The organism is Candidatus Vagococcus giribetii, from assembly GCF_017316185.1.
GTDB classification, from domain to species: domain Bacteria; phylum Bacillota; class Bacilli; order Lactobacillales; family Vagococcaceae; genus Vagococcus; species Vagococcus giribetii.
In genome coordinates, this window is sequence record NZ_JAFLVX010000006.1 from 58,051 (window position 1) to 73,662 (window position 15,612).

13 protein-coding genes are annotated in these 15,612 nt (G+C 34.5%); 1 reads left to right on the top strand and 12 read right to left on the bottom strand.

Features of this window, described 5'->3' with window-relative positions; all coding sequences use genetic code 11:
• The 12 genes from DOK76_RS02065 to DOK76_RS02120 form a co-directional block, all read right to left on the bottom strand.
• Positions 1-1,302, bottom strand: coding sequence for a hemolysin family protein (locus DOK76_RS02065; RefSeq protein WP_242542173.1), 1,302 nt, complete (start codon positions 1,300-1,302; stop codon positions 1-3).
• Between the two features lie 109 nt (positions 1,303-1,411).
• On the bottom strand, positions 1,412-2,668 hold the full coding sequence (locus DOK76_RS02070) for a hypothetical protein (RefSeq protein WP_206964628.1): 1,257 nt from the start codon (positions 2,666-2,668) through the stop codon (positions 1,412-1,414).
• Between the two features lie 19 nt (positions 2,669-2,687).
• Positions 2,688-3,671: a UDP-glucose 4-epimerase GalE gene (gene galE / locus DOK76_RS02075; RefSeq protein ID WP_206964630.1), complete on the bottom strand. Its 984-nt coding sequence runs from the start codon at positions 3,669-3,671 to the stop codon at positions 2,688-2,690.
• A gap of 119 nt (positions 3,672-3,790) precedes the next feature.
• Positions 3,791-4,498 (bottom strand): glucosamine-6-phosphate deaminase, encoded by a 708-nt coding sequence (locus DOK76_RS02080; RefSeq protein WP_206964632.1) that lies wholly within the window; start codon positions 4,496-4,498, stop codon positions 3,791-3,793.
• A gap of 160 nt (positions 4,499-4,658) precedes the next feature.
• The gene (gene glmS / locus DOK76_RS02085; RefSeq protein WP_206964651.1) at positions 4,659-6,467 is read right to left on the bottom strand and encodes a glutamine--fructose-6-phosphate transaminase (isomerizing); all 1,809 of its coding nucleotides are present in this window, start codon (positions 6,465-6,467) and stop codon (positions 4,659-4,661) included.
• Positions 6,468-6,834: 367 nt separating this feature from the next.
• Positions 6,835-7,182, bottom strand: coding sequence for a YlbG family protein (locus DOK76_RS02090; protein WP_242542174.1), 348 nt, complete (start codon positions 7,180-7,182; stop codon positions 6,835-6,837).
• Positions 7,172-7,600, bottom strand: a complete 429-nt coding sequence (locus DOK76_RS02095; RefSeq protein ID WP_206964636.1) for a YlbF/YmcA family competence regulator — start codon at positions 7,598-7,600, stop codon at positions 7,172-7,174. The genes DOK76_RS02090 and DOK76_RS02095 overlap by 11 nt, the downstream gene beginning before the upstream one ends.
• Positions 7,597-8,742 carry a CAP-associated domain-containing protein gene (locus DOK76_RS02100; protein ID WP_206964638.1) on the bottom strand — a complete coding sequence of 382 codons (1,146 nt, stop codon included), beginning with the start codon at positions 8,740-8,742 and terminating at the stop codon, positions 7,597-7,599. Before DOK76_RS02100 ends, DOK76_RS02095 begins: the two co-directional genes overlap by 4 nt.
• A 19-nt stretch (positions 8,743-8,761) precedes the next feature.
• On the bottom strand, positions 8,762-12,187 hold the full coding sequence (locus DOK76_RS02105; RefSeq protein WP_206964639.1) for a pyruvate carboxylase: 3,426 nt from the start codon (positions 12,185-12,187) through the stop codon (positions 8,762-8,764).
• Between the two features lie 21 nt (positions 12,188-12,208).
• A complete protein-coding gene (locus DOK76_RS02110) occupies positions 12,209-13,435 on the bottom strand; it encodes an FtsW/RodA/SpoVE family cell cycle protein (RefSeq protein WP_206964640.1) in 1,227 nt (408 codons plus the stop codon).
• 5 nt (positions 13,436-13,440) lie between these two features.
• Positions 13,441-13,743 carry a DUF1507 family protein gene (locus DOK76_RS02115; protein WP_206964641.1) on the bottom strand — a complete coding sequence of 101 codons (303 nt, stop codon included), beginning with the start codon at positions 13,741-13,743 and terminating at the stop codon, positions 13,441-13,443.
• A 188-nt stretch (positions 13,744-13,931) separates the two neighbouring features.
• On the bottom strand, positions 13,932-14,537 hold the full coding sequence (locus tag DOK76_RS02120; RefSeq protein ID WP_206964642.1) for a superoxide dismutase: 606 nt from the start codon (positions 14,535-14,537) through the stop codon (positions 13,932-13,934).
• Positions 14,538-14,694: 157 nt separating this feature from the next.
• On the opposite strand from DOK76_RS02120, the gene DOK76_RS02125 reads away from it, so the two are divergent.
• Positions 14,695-15,501, top strand: coding sequence for a DUF1189 domain-containing protein (locus DOK76_RS02125; RefSeq protein WP_206964643.1), 807 nt, complete (start codon positions 14,695-14,697; stop codon positions 15,499-15,501).
• Positions 15,502-15,612 lie beyond the last annotated feature (111 nt).

Below are 15,612 nucleotides of genomic sequence, written 5' to 3' on the forward strand. Positions count from 1 at the left end.
CTATTGATTCTGTCTTGTATCTCGGATTTTAACTCTTTCAACAACGGTTTGTCTCACTAGTAAGACAGTAAAGAGCACACCTTCCACTTCAAATGTAAATCCTTTTTCTACATTGTTTGGATTGATACTAGTAATATAACCACCTAGTGTCACATTCCCATTTGGATCTTCTAAATCATCTAAATCAAATGAATGACGAATTTCATCTAATTCGATTTTACCATCTACTAAAAATTCGTTATTCCCTAGTGGCTGAATCATTTCTTTTTCTGTATCTAATTCATCTTGAATATCTCCAACGATTTCTTCAATAATGTCTTCAATTGTGACAATTCCAACTGTTCCACCGTACTCATCTACAACGATAGCAATATGTTTATGTTTTTCTTGCATGTTTTTCAAAACATCTTTTACAATTAATGTTTCCATGACAACTATTGGTTTAGACATCTCTTCAACAATTAATCGGTTTTTATCACTATACGAAGCTCTCACAAGTTGTTGCAAGGTAACATAACCTAAGATGTCATCTTTTGATTCTTTAATCACCGGATACCTTGTGTAACCTATTTCTAGCATAATTGGAATAGCTTCTTCAACTGTCATGTCATAATCTAAGACTTTCATTTCTAGACGATTCGTCATAATTTCTTTCACTTGACGCTCATCGAATTCAAAGATATTTGATAAATAATTAAACTCTTCTTGATTGATTTCACCTTTATCCAAACTATCAGCTGCTACTAACAACAACTCTTCCTCTGATAAAGTTTCTTCAGCTTCTCCAACCATATGAATGCCAAACAAGCGACCAATCAAGTTAGCTGAATTATTTAACAGTTTGATAAATAAATAAGTCACTTTATAAAAATAGTGCAACGGCTTAGCAATCGCCATAGTAACTTTTTCTGCGTTTGAGATACTATATGATTTAGGTAATAACTCCCCAACAACTACTTCAACAAAAGTGACTAAAAAGTAGGATAAAATCATAGAAACAGTTAAGGAAACACTACGACTTAAACCAGTTTGACTGATTAAAGGTTCAATTAAATGCCTGACTGTCTCTTCTCCGACCCCACCAATAATAAGAGTCGTAAATGTAATTCCTAATTGGCAAGCGCTTAAATAGTCATCTAAATGATGGACTAAATGAAGCCCTAACTCCGCTTTTTTTTCACCATTAGCAGCTAGTTGTTCTAACCTTGATGATCTAACCTTTACTAAAGCAAATTCTGCTGCAACAAAGAGTGCTGTGACATAAATCATGACACCGATTAGCAGCAATTTAACACCTATCATAAAACACCTCTCAATACTTTCTACTCTCTATCTTAATGGAATCACTAAAAAAAAGATACTCTTTTACTCATTAAAAATAGGTCGACTTCTTATTCAGCCGACCTAATCCTTATAGTGTATCTACAAATCTAATAAATGCTTTAATGCCTTCTGGAGATTTTTTAAAGACGCCTTGTTCTTCTATTGACTCTTTAATTAGCAACTCTGTTTCATTTGTTAATTCAATGTCATTAGTAATCGTTACAATACCTAATCGATCAGCTATTGAATTTTCATCTAGTAGCAAATCACGATAAGCCTGACTTCTTTCAAAGGATTCGCCCTTATCGACAAGTAACAAGTCGGCAATCAACATCTCACCCTCTTTTCTAAAGATAGGAATCAGAGAATGTTGATTCTGTCCTGATTCATCATTAGCCATAATGTCTAATGAGGGATAAGAGTATTGTTGCCATCTAAGCATTAAATACTCAATACTATTAATTAAATTTTTCTTAGAAGTTGTTTTTAAGCGAATCACTGATATTGGCCATTCCACTAGAGAAGCTGAAACAGTAACGAATCCTGGAATATCAAAAACGTAATCTTCTTCTGCTTGAAATAAAGGAACCAAAACAGCTCCGCCCATTAAACTTCCATGTTCTTTTCCAGTATTTTTAACGGCATCATATCCGACAAAATAATGGGGGTATATGTCTAATAGTCGTAGCATGCGTTCCATTGTTTGACGGCTAAAAGTAATCGGTTCATGGGCTTCAGGGAAGAATTCACAATGTTCTTCAACTAATGGTAATTCTGCATAAGAAAAGCCCCAACTCTCACCTTTTAGATTCATGCGAATGATACGTTTAATTCGTTGGTACATCTCTCCGTAACCTTCACTATCAAAGCAATGCTCACAAATCATCTCTTTATGTCTGACATCAGACTTTTGCTTAACTTGCCAAGGTGTCTCTAGAATATCAACTTCTTTGCTCACTAAACTAGTTCCATCTATGTAACCATTGTTAATAGCTAACAAATGAAAATAATCTGTTGCCTCTTTTTCAGAATGATCATAATGCTGAGAGAAAAGTGCATTAACAACTGAGGGAGGTGGTGTTAACAATTCCATGATTTCAGCACTTAATATCTCTACAGCTACTTGATTAGTTGCATCTACTTTGTTATTATTTTCAGCTACAATAAGCATTTCTTTTAATAAATCCGTAGAAGAAGGCAGACCTTCTAAAGAAGTATTCTCTGGTTCAGACCATTCTCCGATTAAGGAAAGTAGGCGATTTTTTAAGTACACTTTATCCAATACCATCCAACCACCAGATTGAATCGCGATATTGATAAAATCATTTATTCGTTGATTTTCCATCTTGATGACTCCTTAATTATTAATAACCATTCGGATGGCTTTGATGCCATGCCCATGCTGTTTCTAAAATAGTTGTCACATTTGTGTATTGTGGTTTCCAACCTAATACCTCTTTAGCTTTTTCAGGAGAAGCAACTAATGTACTAGGGTCTCCTGCTCTTCTTGGTGCAATCACAGCAGGGATTTCTTTTGTTGTTACTTTACGAGCTTCCTCAATCATTTCTTTCACTGAAAAACCATCAGCGCTTCCTAAGTTAAAGATGTTACTGTCATTACCTTTTTGTAAATAATCTAAAGCTAATACATGAGCATCACTTAAATCAACTACATGAACGTAGTCACGGATACAAGTGCCGTCTGGCGTATCATAATCATCACCAAAAATAGATACTTGTTCTCTTTTACCTAATGCTGCTTCTAAAATGATTGGAACAAGATGAGTTTCTGGTGTATGGTCTTCACCAATACTTGTATCTAAGCTTGCTCCTGCTACGTTAAAGTAACGTAGAGCAACAAATTTAATACCATATGCCTCATCACACCATTTCATCATTTTTTCCATCATTAATTTACTTTCACCGTATGGGTTTTTAGGATTAGTTGGTGTTGTTTCTTTAATCGGGGTTTCCTCAGGTTCACCATAAGTTGCTGCAGTTGATGAAAACACAATATGTTTCACACCTAACTCTTGCATAACCTCTAATGTAATTTGAGTCCCGTGGACATTATTATTAAAGTATTTTAGTGGATTCGTAACAGATTCACCCACTAATGAGCTGGCTGCAAAATGAACGACACCAGTTATTCCTTCTTTTTTAAAGACAGATAACATAAATTCTTTATCTCGAATATCTCCTTCGTAAAAAAGTGCTTCTTCATGAATAGCTTCTTTATGTCCAGTTAATAAATTATCAATTACGACAACCTTTTCTCCCTTTTTGATTAACGCTTGTACTGCATGAGAACCAATATAACCCGCTCCACCTAAAACAGCAATTGACATAGCATATTCCTCCATTTATGTTCATTTTTACCTTACTTCTCCCATTTTACACCAAGTTGAATGTAATAACTATTGGAAACAAAAAAATCTTGAACTATTTCGAGTTCAAGATTAATGGATTAGTTTAAAAGTGAAGCCGCTGCTTCGTCCACAATAATTGTCACATTGGGATGATTTTGTAGAGCGCTTGCTGGAACGTCTTCAGTCATCTCACCTTTTACCGTATTATAAATAGCTTGAGCTTTTTTAGGTCCATATGCTAATAAGATGATTTGTTTAGCTTGCATAATAGATTTAATCCCCATTGAGTAGGCACGCGTTGGCACATCTTCTTTTTTAGTAAAATTACGGCTATTAGCTTCAATAGTAGATTCAGTTAATTGAACTTCTGATGTCATGCCTTCAAATGAAGAACCTGGCTCATTAAAACCAATATGAGCATTTTCCCCAATCCCCAAAATTTGAATATCAATTGGGTTGGCTGCAATAATTTCATCGTAACGTTGACACTCAGCAACACCGTCTGTAGCCATTCCATCTGGTAAATAATTATGCTTAAATGGTTTTTTTTCAAATAAATGTTTCTTCATAAAGTAATCATAACTTTGGTCATTGCTTTTTTCTAAGCCCACGTATTCATCTAAATTGACAGAATTCATTTGACTAAAATCTAAATCACTTGCAGTCATTTCTTGATACAGTGTTTCAGGTGTACTACCTGTCGCTAAACCTAGTGTTGTCACATTGCCTTTTGCCATTTCTTCTTTTATTAAATCAAAAGCTACTTTTCCGCCTTCGATATTATCTTTTACTGTGATAATTTTCATTTTCATGCCTCCGTCATTTTGGTATAGTCCAATTATATATCTTTCTCAAATTAAAAACAAGAGTTACCTAAAAGAATATCAATCAAACGCTTTCAAACCTTTTTTGCTAAAAGAGGTTGCCACATAGGTGCTAATTCCTATGTCACAACCTCTTTAGTTATTATTCTACTGTTACACTTTTAGCTAAGTTTCTTGGTTTGTCAACATCTAAATCACGATGTAAACTTGCATAATAAGCAATAAATTGTAATGGAATGGCCATTACTAATGGTGTTAATAAGCTATGAACATGTGGTAATACAATGTCATCTCCTGGCTTATCTAAGCCTTCTAACGCAATGACCATCGCTTTAGCTCCACGAGACTCAACTTCAATAATGTTTCCTCTTGTATGAGCACTTGTCACCTCATTTGAAATTAATCCAATAACTGGAGTTCCTTCTTCAATTAAGGCGATAGTTCCATGTTTCAACTCACCAGCAGCAAATCCTTCTGCTTGAATGTAAGAAATTTCTTTTAATTTTAGAGCTCCTTCTAAAGATACAGCGTAATCTAAACCGCGTCCGATATAAAAGGCATTACGTGTTGTTTCTAGATACTCTCTTGTCAATCGGTCATAAACATCTTTATCATCAATTAATGTTTCCATCACACCTGCGACAATACTTAATTCATGAATTAAGTCTAACTCTTTAGCAACTTTACGATTTTTCTCTTCACCTAGTGCTTTTCCAAGTAACAACATCACAGCGATTTGAGACGTATAAGCCTTAGTTGACGCTACTGCAATCTCAGGTCCAGCGTGTAATAACAAAGTATGTGTTGCTTCTCTTGAAAGAGTTGAGCCTTTTACATTAGTGATGGTTAACGATGGTAAGCCTAATTCGTTTACTTTCACTAATACTTGACGACTATCAGCAGTTTCGCCACTTTGAGTTAAGAAGATAAAATATGGATTTTTAGATAATAAAGGCATATCATATCCCATCTCACTAGCTAAATGAACTTCCACAGGAATACCTGTTAGTTCTTCTAACATTTTTTTACCAACTAATCCAGCATGCCAACTTGTTCCACATCCAACAATATAAATACGATCTGATTCAATCATGTCAGAAATAATGTTTGTTGGTATTTTACTAGCACCTTCTGTCGTTAAGTATTCTTGAATTAAATTTCTCATAACAGCTGGTTGCTCATCAATTTCTTTACTCATGTAATGAGGGTACAAACCTTTTTCTGTATCACTTGCATCAATTTCAGCTGTGTAAGCATCTCTGACTACTTCTTCATTATTTTCGTTATAAATAGTCATGGTATTAGCTGTTAACACAATGCGTTCTTTGTCCATAATTTCAACAAACTGATTGGTTTCGTTAATCATGGCCATTGCGTCACTACCGACTAAGTTGAAGTCTTCGCCTAATCCAATTAGTAAAGGACTTTTATGTTTTGCTAAGAATAAACGACTGTCATCTTCGATATCGATTAAAGCTAGAGCGTATGAACCTTTTACTTCTTTAAGCATACTTGTAAAAGCACTCATTGTATCTAAGCCTTTTCTTGAGAAATAATCAACTACTTCTACAATAACTTCACTGTCTGTCTCACCTGCTAAAGTCACATCCGTTAAGTATTTTTCTTTTAATTCTGAAAAGTTTTCAATCACACCATTATGAACTAAACCAAAACGACCTGATTTAGATAAATGAGGATGGGCATTTTCTTCTTTTGGCTCTCCATGAGTTGCCCATCTTGTATGACCAATCCCTGTACTAAAACCATCAATTCCAACAACTTCTTTTTCAAGTTCAGCTACTCTACCTGGTGTTTTTTTAACAGTAAATTCAGCATTTTCACTTAACATGATACCTGCTGAGTCATATCCTCTATATTCTAATTTATGAAGACCAGTCAATACAATTTCTTTTGCTCTCTTATTTCCTACGACTCCTACAATTCCACACATAAATTCTTTTCCAACTTTCTTATCTGATTCGTTTTCTGTTCTGCGTAACTTCTCATTTGTCAAAAACATTGCTGTTTAATTTTGTAAAAAGTTTATAGAGTGCAGACCCTAGAATCACCCGCCGAAACATTCGATTAATTCTCCCTCGTCACCTATATTAATAGGTCTGGCGCTAATAAAACAAAAGGTATACTAATAAAATTATAATATACCTAAAACAGAAACATCATAATATTACTTCTAATATCTATTCAGGTCAATCTTTTTCCGTGTTTTTTCAGAAAAATAAAAAAATTGGTATATATATTATTAGCAAAAAGGTATAAAAAAAAGACTTGTCTTCAAGTCTTTTCCCTACGTCACTCATTTACTGAACAAAATCCGCTAAAACAATCTCTGTGTTTTGCTCTTCAAACTCAACTGGTTCATTTGTATCACTTACTTTATTACCAAGTCGATTGTCAAAATTCATATTAATGTCTGGTCGCATTGATTTATCGACACTTCTAACAAAAAACTGTTTTTCTAGACGTTCAATTGTTGAGTCAACATCTACTTCGTCTACATACAATACCACGTATTTTTGCTTACGAGATACGTGATGAACATAACCAAAGCGTCTTAAATTTTTTAATTGTTTTAAACTATATACCCAGACAATAAGTCCTCGTCTAGGAATCACATCTAATGTGTCGTACATATTATTATCCAACATGACAACTTCCTCCGCATCCTCTCTTAGCAAATTCAAAAAATGGATTGCCTGCATCTATTTTTATCTCGTCAGAAACAGATTTAGCAATATCAAACGTCATATAATCAAGCATATTCTGTAAAGACGTTTCATGATATTTAAATTCACTTACTAATTCATTCGTATCTAGTTCACGCTTCACTTTTCGTAAAGCACGTCTTTTTTCTTTAAAATCAGGTGCATACTTCCCGTAAGGCTCAATTCTCTCAAAGGCTTCTTTGGCTTCTAGAAATTCTTTTTGAATATGAGAGACTTCCTCACTACGTTTCATTAAATCATAACTTGTGACATACTCGCTAACCAATTGGCATTCCTTAATCGATTTAGAGAGCTCTCCAACGATTTCTTCAATCTCAAAAACTGACTCGTTATAAATCATTTTTCACCACTGCTTTCTCGTGTTTGTTCTGGTTTGTTTTCAGAACCTAAAAAAGTCATGACCATCTCTTGATTAAAAGAAATACCAATGTATTTATCTTCTTTACGTGATACTTCTTCATGATAAAAACGACTTCCATACCAATTAGTCATCATAAAGGGAACGTCCGTTACAGGGAAGTAAAAAATACCATGAGTCTTTTTAGAATCTAAAGAAAATTCTTTTGCTAAATGATTGATTTCTTTTTCATTAAGTAAAAAGGATCTAGAATCTGTTTGATCATCTACCATAACTTTCCAAGTGTCTAATCTTTCAGCGTCCTCAATGACCTTCTCTGGTGTATTCATTAGATACTCAAGAGACTTAGTGGCACCGACTTGTAATTTGGAATCTAGTCGATAAACCTCTTTATTTTCTTTTTCACGTAACAAATTAAGAATCGTCATTAATTGATCTCGGTTATCTTCATTTATCTTCGGCCAATTTTCTTCATCTGTCCCTAAATTCTTTTTAACATGATTCACTTGATTCATTTCATAAGGCATGATGCTTAACAAACTATTTTTATCTAAGTAGCGAACCGCCATTAATTGACCATTCCCTTGATTAATATGAAGGATAGCAAAGGTACCGTTGTTAAAAGCGACCAACGGACGATAATTCATATCATCTTCCGTCAACTCTACCTCGTACTTCTCATCACCATACTCAAAATTAAAATTAGAAAAAATCGTTGTGATTTCAGCTAAATCTGCTAAATTCATCCCCATTGTAAAGGGAGCCGAATCAAGTTTATCTCCTAAAACAAAAATACTTGAAACTACATGATTTTTCATTTCTACTTGAAAATAATCTGTCACACTATCACCATACACAAACCACTCTGAATGATTATATGACAACCACTTTTTCTTTGGATCTGGAAATTCTTTTAAAAACTCTTTTTCCGTCATACCAATGTAATTCGCCATTCCTGTCGTATTGAGTTCATAATAAGGAACAGATTTATGAGACACTTTGACTTCTTCTACGACTAAATCATTTTTTGGTTTAGGTTGATTGTAGGAAGAAATGACTGGTTTCATATAAACAATGCTAAAAACGATTAGTAAGCATATAGCAAATTCTATCACTCTCTTCATTTCTTCCCCCTAGTTTTGATTAAATGGTTAATTCAATTAATAGATCACCTGATTGAATTGGTTCACTACTTCCTACTAAGACACGCTTCACCACACCACTACGTTTTGAATGGATTGTTGTTTCCATCTTCATCGCTTCAGTTATTAATAAGGCTTGTCCTTTCTCTACTGTATCTCCCACTTGAACTAGCACATCTAAGACAGAACCAGACATAGTTGCAGCCACATGCCCTTTATTAGTTGGTTCTGCTTTTTCTTTCAGTAGGACTTGTGATTTCACATTTTGGTCACGAATAACGATTTCACGTCTTTGACCATTTAAATTGAAGAATAAAACACGATTTCCTTCTAAATCAGGGTCTCCGATTTGATCAAGTGTAATAATCAAGGTCTTACCTTTTTCAATACGCACTTCCGTTGTTTCGCCAATACGCATACCTTGGAAGAAAGTAACCGTATCTAGTAATTCAACATCTCCAAAACTATCGTTCATTTTACAATAATCAAGGAAAACTTGTGGGTACATAATATAGCTGATAACATCTTTTTGACTTGGTTCAAAACCAACTAATTGTTGTAGCTCTTGTTTCACAACTGCAAAGTCAACTGGTTTAGCTAAAGAACCGGGTCTTACTTCAATAGACTCTCTACCATTTAAAATAATCTCTTTTAATTCTTTAGGGAAGCCACCAGTCGGTTGACCTAAGTCTCCTTTAAAGAAACTGATAACTGATTCAGGATAGTTAAATTCACGTCCCTTTTCATAGATATCCTCTTTAGTTAGATTATTTTGAACCATAAATAGGGCCATATCACCAACTACTTTAGAAGAAGGCGTTACTTTAACAATATCACCAAACATCAAGTTCACTTCAGTATAGCATTCTTTAATCTCTTCCCAGCGTTCTTCTAATCCCACTGCTTTTGCTTGTTGCTGTAAGTTAGAGTATTGACCGCCAGGCATCTCATGAGAATACACTTCTGTTTGAGGAGCACTTATCCCATTTTCAAATGGTGCATAGAATTTTCTAACATCTTCCCAGTAATGATTGATTTGTTGAACATGATCAATATCAATTGATGGCGTTCTTGGACCATCAACTAAGGCATAATACAAACTACTCATACTTGGTTGACTAGTCGCACTACTCATGGCACTTGCTGCTACATCGACAATATCAACACCTGCTTTTGTTGCAGCAGAGTACGTGATGATACCATTACCAGCTGTGTCATGAGTATGTAAATGGATAGGAATATCAACGGTTTGTTTTAATTCTGTAATTAAATGGTAGGCAGCTTGTGGTTTTAATAAACCTGCCATGTCTTTAATCCCAATAATATGAGCTCCCATCTTTTCCAATTCTTTAGCCATATTCGCATAATAAGCTAAATTGTACTTAGAGCGAGAACTATCCATCACATCTCCCGTATAACAAATCGCTGCTTCAGCAATTTTACCAGCATCTCGAACATACTGGATACTTTTCTCCATTTGAGGTAACCAGTTTAAACTATCAAAGATACGGAACACATCAATACCTTCATTAGCTGCTACGTCGATAAATTCTTTTAGCACATTATCTGGGTAATTTTGATAACCCACTGCATTAGAACCCCTAAATAACATTTGAAATAGGGTATTTGGCATTAATTTACGCAATTTTTTCAATCTAATCCAAGGATCTTCGTTTAAGAAACGATAAGCCACATCAAAAGTAGCTCCTCCCCACATCTCACTTGAGAACAACTCAGGAATAGCTTCCTCAGTTTGACTTGCAATTCTCTTTAAATCTGCTGTACGCATACGTGTCGCTAGTAAACTTTGATGAGCATCTCTAAATGTTGTATCTGTTAATAGCACCTCATCAGATTGTTTAATCCAATCAACAACTGCATCAGCACCTGACTGGTCCAATATATTTTTAGCAGTTAACACACGTGGTTTTGTTTGAACAATTGTAGGAATTCGTGGTTCTGTGTGATAAATTTTTTGACTTTTTTCAATACCAGGAAATCCATTAACTGTAACTTCTCCAATGTATTTCATAGTTTTATTGCCTCGGTCACGAACTCGAGGGAACTCAAATAATTCTGGCGTCTCATCAATAAATGTTGTTATAGCCATACCTGATTTAAAAGTTGGGTGTGAAATAACATTATTTAAGAAAGGTATATTCGTTTTAACGCCACGAATACGGAACTCTTTCAAGGCTCTTTGCATTTTAGAGATCGTTTGATCAAACGTAATACCATGAGAACAAGCTTTAACTAGTAAAGAGTCAAAAAATGGTGTGACAACTGCTCCTGCAAAGGCATTTCCTAAGTCAAGACGAATTCCATAACCACCTGGAGAACGATAGGTATCGATTTTCCCAGTATCAGGCATAAAGTTGTTTAAAGGATCTTCTGTCGTGATACGACATTGAATAGCAAATCCATGAATACTTAGGTCTTTTTGCTCAGGAATGCCAATTTCTTTATGCAAATCTTTTCCCATAGCAATTTCTAATTGAGCCATAACAATATCCACATCAGTGATCATCTCAGTGATTGTATGTTCGACTTGCACACGAGGGTTAACCTCGATGAAATAATAATTAGCGCCTTCTACTAAAAACTCTACAGTTCCAGCATTCACATAGCCAACGTGTTTCATTAACTTAACAGCTGCTTGACAAATTTCTTCTCGTTGTTCCTCTGACATTGACACGCAAGGAGCTACTTCTACTACTTTTTGGTGGCGTCTTTGAACAGAGCAATCTCTTTCGAATAAATGAATCACATTGCCATGTGTATCTCCTAAAATTTGAACTTCAATATGTTTTGGGTTAGAAATATATTTCTCAACGTAAACTTCATCGTTACCAAATGATGCTTTCGCTTCACTTTTAGCTCTATCATAACCTTCTCTTGCTTCCTCTTCGTTGTGAGCTACACGCATACCACGTCCCCCACCACCAAGGGCAGCTTTAATCATCACAGGATAGCCAAATTCAGACCCAAAAGCAATCACTTCTTCAACTGAATCAACAGGGCCATCTGTTCCTGGAATCGATTGAACACCTGCTGAAATAGCAGCTTCTTTAGCTTTGATTTTATCACCGAACATATCCAAGTGAGAAACAGTGGGACCAATAAATGTGATACCTTCTTCTTCACAACGTTTGGCAAAGCCTAGGTTTTCAGATAAGAATCCATATCCTGGATGAATGGCATCTACATGACTTTCTTTAGCGATACGAATAATGTCTTCTATATCTAAATAAGCATCAATTGGTTTTTTACCTTTTCCAACTAGGTATGCTTCATCTGCTTTAAATCGATGAATTGATTTTTCATCTTCAGTGGCATAAATACCTACTGTTTGAATGCCTAATTCTGTACACGCACGAAATACTCTGATAGCTATTTCCCCTCTGTTTGCGACTAACACTTTTTTCATATCTGTTCCCCCTACACTTTTTTAACGGCGATACTCAAGCATGCCTTGTCTCGAATATTCTAATTGTATACGCTCATTATGCGCATCAAATTGTTTTTTCTTTTCATCCGCACTAATGTTTAATGCAAAACCAATCCCAATGGATAAGGTTAACAAACTTGAACCTCCCTGACTTAAGAACGGGAAGGTAACTCCTGTTAAAGGAATAATACCAGTAATACCACCAATATTAATGAATGTCTGGATTAAAATCATTCCAGCTACACCAATACACATCATTGAATTAAAGGTATCTTTTGAACGAATACCGATTAAAAAGATTCTAAGAATTAAGAAAAGTAAAATTCCTAAAATAATTAAGGCAACAATTAGTCCTAGTTCTTCAATGACTATCGAAAACATAAAATCTGTCTGTGCTTCTGGTAAAAAACCTTTTTTCTGAATACTATTACCAATCCCTAAACCAAACCAACCCCCATTACTCATGGCGTAGTAAGAGTTGACCATTTGATGACCATCTCCAAGCGGATCAATAAAAGGATTCGAAAACGTTCTAAAACGATTATAAACATACTGAAAGCGTCCAGGAAATAACATGCCACCTGTTAGTGTAATTAAGTTAACTAGTAAATAAGAACCAACCACACCAGCTCCCATGGCTAACAATGTATATATGTAATTAATACCACTTGCAAAAATCATAATAGAAGCAATTAACGCTAAGATAACTGCTCCCCCATTATCTGGTTGAATGACAACTAAAAAAATTAAACCTCCAATTAAAATAAGAGGCTTCATTGCTGCTTCTTTAAAATTTTGATTAATTCGATTTTGTCGTCTTGATAAGATATAGGCCAAATACCAAATAACAACAATCTTTAAAAATTCCGCTGGTTGAATCGTAAAACCAGCTATGTTTAACCAACCATCTGCACCACCACCTGATTGACCTAAATTAGAAAACTTCGTCAAGACAAGCATTAAACTGATGACTATAATGGCTGCCATAATAAAGGCTTTATTCTGAAACACCTTTGTCTTCATTTGATAGATACAGGTAATAGCAATCAGACAGACAATAAAAAAGATAGCCTGTTTAATGGCATCTGTCCCTGGGTTTTTTCCCTGCATAGCCAGTTTAGCTGAGCTGGCACTATAAACCATAATAATTCCTAAAATGGATAAAATTAAATACGGAATTAATATGGAGTAATCTAAATACAATCTTTTCTTCACGTGTTTGGGCAAAGAACTCACTTCCTCTCACTACCTAGATCTTTCTTTTTTTGTTCATCATAAACAAGCCCATACACTTGATTTAATTCTTGTTCCAAACTTGCAATCAATAGACTGCCTTCTTTTTTATTTAAAATACCAATTTTCTGTGCGTAATCCACTTGTTTGGAAAAACCAAACATTTGAGTATCGACTACTTCCTCAAATGCCTTACATTGCGTAATACATTGGTAATTTCGTTGATTGGTAATGAGTTGTCTAATTTTTGAGGCTTCTTGGTTAAGTGCTTCTAAAGCATCTTCTTTACTTATTTCTAACACTATCGTAGCCCTCCTTACTTCTTCTTTTGATTATGAAACATTTGGACCTAATTTTCCTCACAAAAAGTCCATTATTAGTATTTACATTCTTTCATCTATAATAGTCTATTTTGCCCTTAATTGTAAAGAAATCCGAGTATAAAAAAAGAGTAAGAGAGGAATCTCTCTTACTCAAAGTTGTTTTATCATTAAATTGCTGAATAACGTTTGTTAACTTCTTCCCAGTTAATAACATTAAAGAAGGCTTTAATGTAGTCTGGACGTACGTTACTGTATTTTTTATAATAAGCATGCTCCCAAACATCAATTCCTAATAAAGGAGTTTTTCCTTCACTTAATGGAGAATCTTGGTTTGGTGTTGACATAATTTCTAATTTGCCGTCATTGGCAACTAACCATGCCCATCCTGATCCAAAACGACCAGTAGCAGCTGCTGTGAATTGCTCTTTGAATGTATCAAAGCTACCAAATGTTGACTCAATACCTTCCTTGATTGCTCCTGTTGGTTCGCCACCAGCATTTGGTGCCATGATTTCCCAGAAGAATGTGTGGTTTGCATGTCCACCACCATTGTTTCTAACTGCCATACGAATATCTTCAGGAACTTCATCTAATTTAGAAATTAATTCTTCAATTGATTTTGAACCTAATTCTGGATATTTTTCAATCGCTGCATTTAAGTTAGTTACATAAGTGTTGTGATGTTTGTCATGATGTAGTGTCATTGTTAACTCATCGATATGTGGTTCTAATGCATCTTTTGCATAAGGTAATTCAGGTAAAATATAAGTCATTTTGTAAATCCTCCTAATGTTTCTTAGTTATCTCTAACAATTCAAATATACCACTTTACTTAAGGAAAGACAAAAAATTAAACTAGGTTGTTAAAAACTTGTTTATCCTTATTAAAAGCGTTACAATTAAGGATATTGAACTTTCAAAGGAGAATTTATGAGTACATTAAATTTAATTAAAGCAACCTTTAAACAACCCGCTCTCTTAATTGAAGCAAGAAAAAAACGAGGCTTTCATGTTTTCTTATATATGATATTATTATCCATCATTTTGAGTTTACCTGTTGCCTTTCAAAGCATGGGCATACTCAATACATTAAAAAGTGACGGCGAGAAGATCGTTGAAAAATTACCAGACTTCTCTATTGAGAATAATCTTTTAACGACTAAAGAAAAAGATTCTGGTTTTATCTATCAAACAGACTCAATGATTTTCACCTTTGACCCTGAAGGAAAGAGAAGCAAACCAGAAATAGAAGCTGATGCTACTAACGGTGTTTTAACAATTGCCTTATTAAAAGACGAAGCGATGGTCGTTCTACCTACAGTTGGTTCAACTGCTGACGTTTTAGATTCTAACGTTTTTTCATTACCTTACTCAACAGCTCAACTAAATAATCTGAATAAAACTGTTGTAACTAACATGTTGACAGAGAAAGCACAAAATACGATTTTATTTGGTGTGGTTCTTCTTACTTCTATGTTTATTATCTTTTTAAGCTTTTTATTCGATTTAGTTGTTATGACATTTTTCGCTAGTCTTTTCACTAAATTAAGAATGGTTAATTTAAAATTCTCTGAAGTTTTTAAAATTTTAGTTTATTGTTCAACATTGCCAACTCTCTTTTCTGTTTTAATTCAATTTGTCTTACCCGGTTTAGGATTAGGTTCTCTAGGTTTAGCATTAACCTTGATTATTTACTTTAATATTTTCCCTAAACCAGTTAAGCCTAAAAAGAAATAATAACAATAAAGTCACTTTCTCAATGAGAAAGTGACTCAGATTGAAGACAAACTAGTTACTCATAGAGAGTAATTGGTTTGTTTTTTTGTATCTCATCATTAATTTTGATAA

Bases quoted from the DNA above. Each gene is read 5' to 3' on its own strand.
- DOK76_RS02065 (WP_242542173.1), bottom strand. From the start codon at position 1,302: ATGATAGGTGTTAAATTGCTGCTAATCGGTGTCATGATTTATGTCACA.
- DOK76_RS02070 (WP_206964628.1), bottom strand. From the start codon at position 2,668: ATGGAAAATCAACGAATAAATGATTTTATCAATATCGCGATTCAATCT.
- galE (WP_206964630.1), bottom strand. From the start codon at position 3,671: ATGTCAATTGCTGTTTTAGGTGGAGCGGGTTATATTGGTTCTCATGCA.
- DOK76_RS02080 (WP_206964632.1), bottom strand. From the start codon at position 4,498: ATGAAAATTATCACAGTAAAAGATAATATCGAAGGCGGAAAAGTAGCT.
- glmS (WP_206964651.1), bottom strand. From the start codon at position 6,467: ATGTGTGGAATTGTAGGAGTCGTAGGAAATAAGAGAGCAAAAGAAATT.
- DOK76_RS02090 (WP_242542174.1), bottom strand. From the start codon at position 7,182: ATGTTGGATAATAATATGTACGACACATTAGATGTGATTCCTAGACGA.
- DOK76_RS02095 (WP_206964636.1), bottom strand. From the start codon at position 7,600: ATGATTTATAACGAGTCAGTTTTTGAGATTGAAGAAATCGTTGGAGAG.
- DOK76_RS02100 (WP_206964638.1), bottom strand. From the start codon at position 8,742: ATGAAGAGAGTGATAGAATTTGCTATATGCTTACTAATCGTTTTTAGC.
- DOK76_RS02105 (WP_206964639.1), bottom strand. From the start codon at position 12,187: ATGAAAAAAGTGTTAGTCGCAAACAGAGGGGAAATAGCTATCAGAGTA.
- DOK76_RS02120 (WP_206964642.1), bottom strand. From the start codon at position 14,537: ATGACTTATATTTTACCTGAATTACCTTATGCAAAAGATGCATTAGAA.
- DOK76_RS02125 (WP_206964643.1), top strand. From the start codon at position 14,695: ATGAGTACATTAAATTTAATTAAAGCAACCTTTAAACAACCCGCTCTC.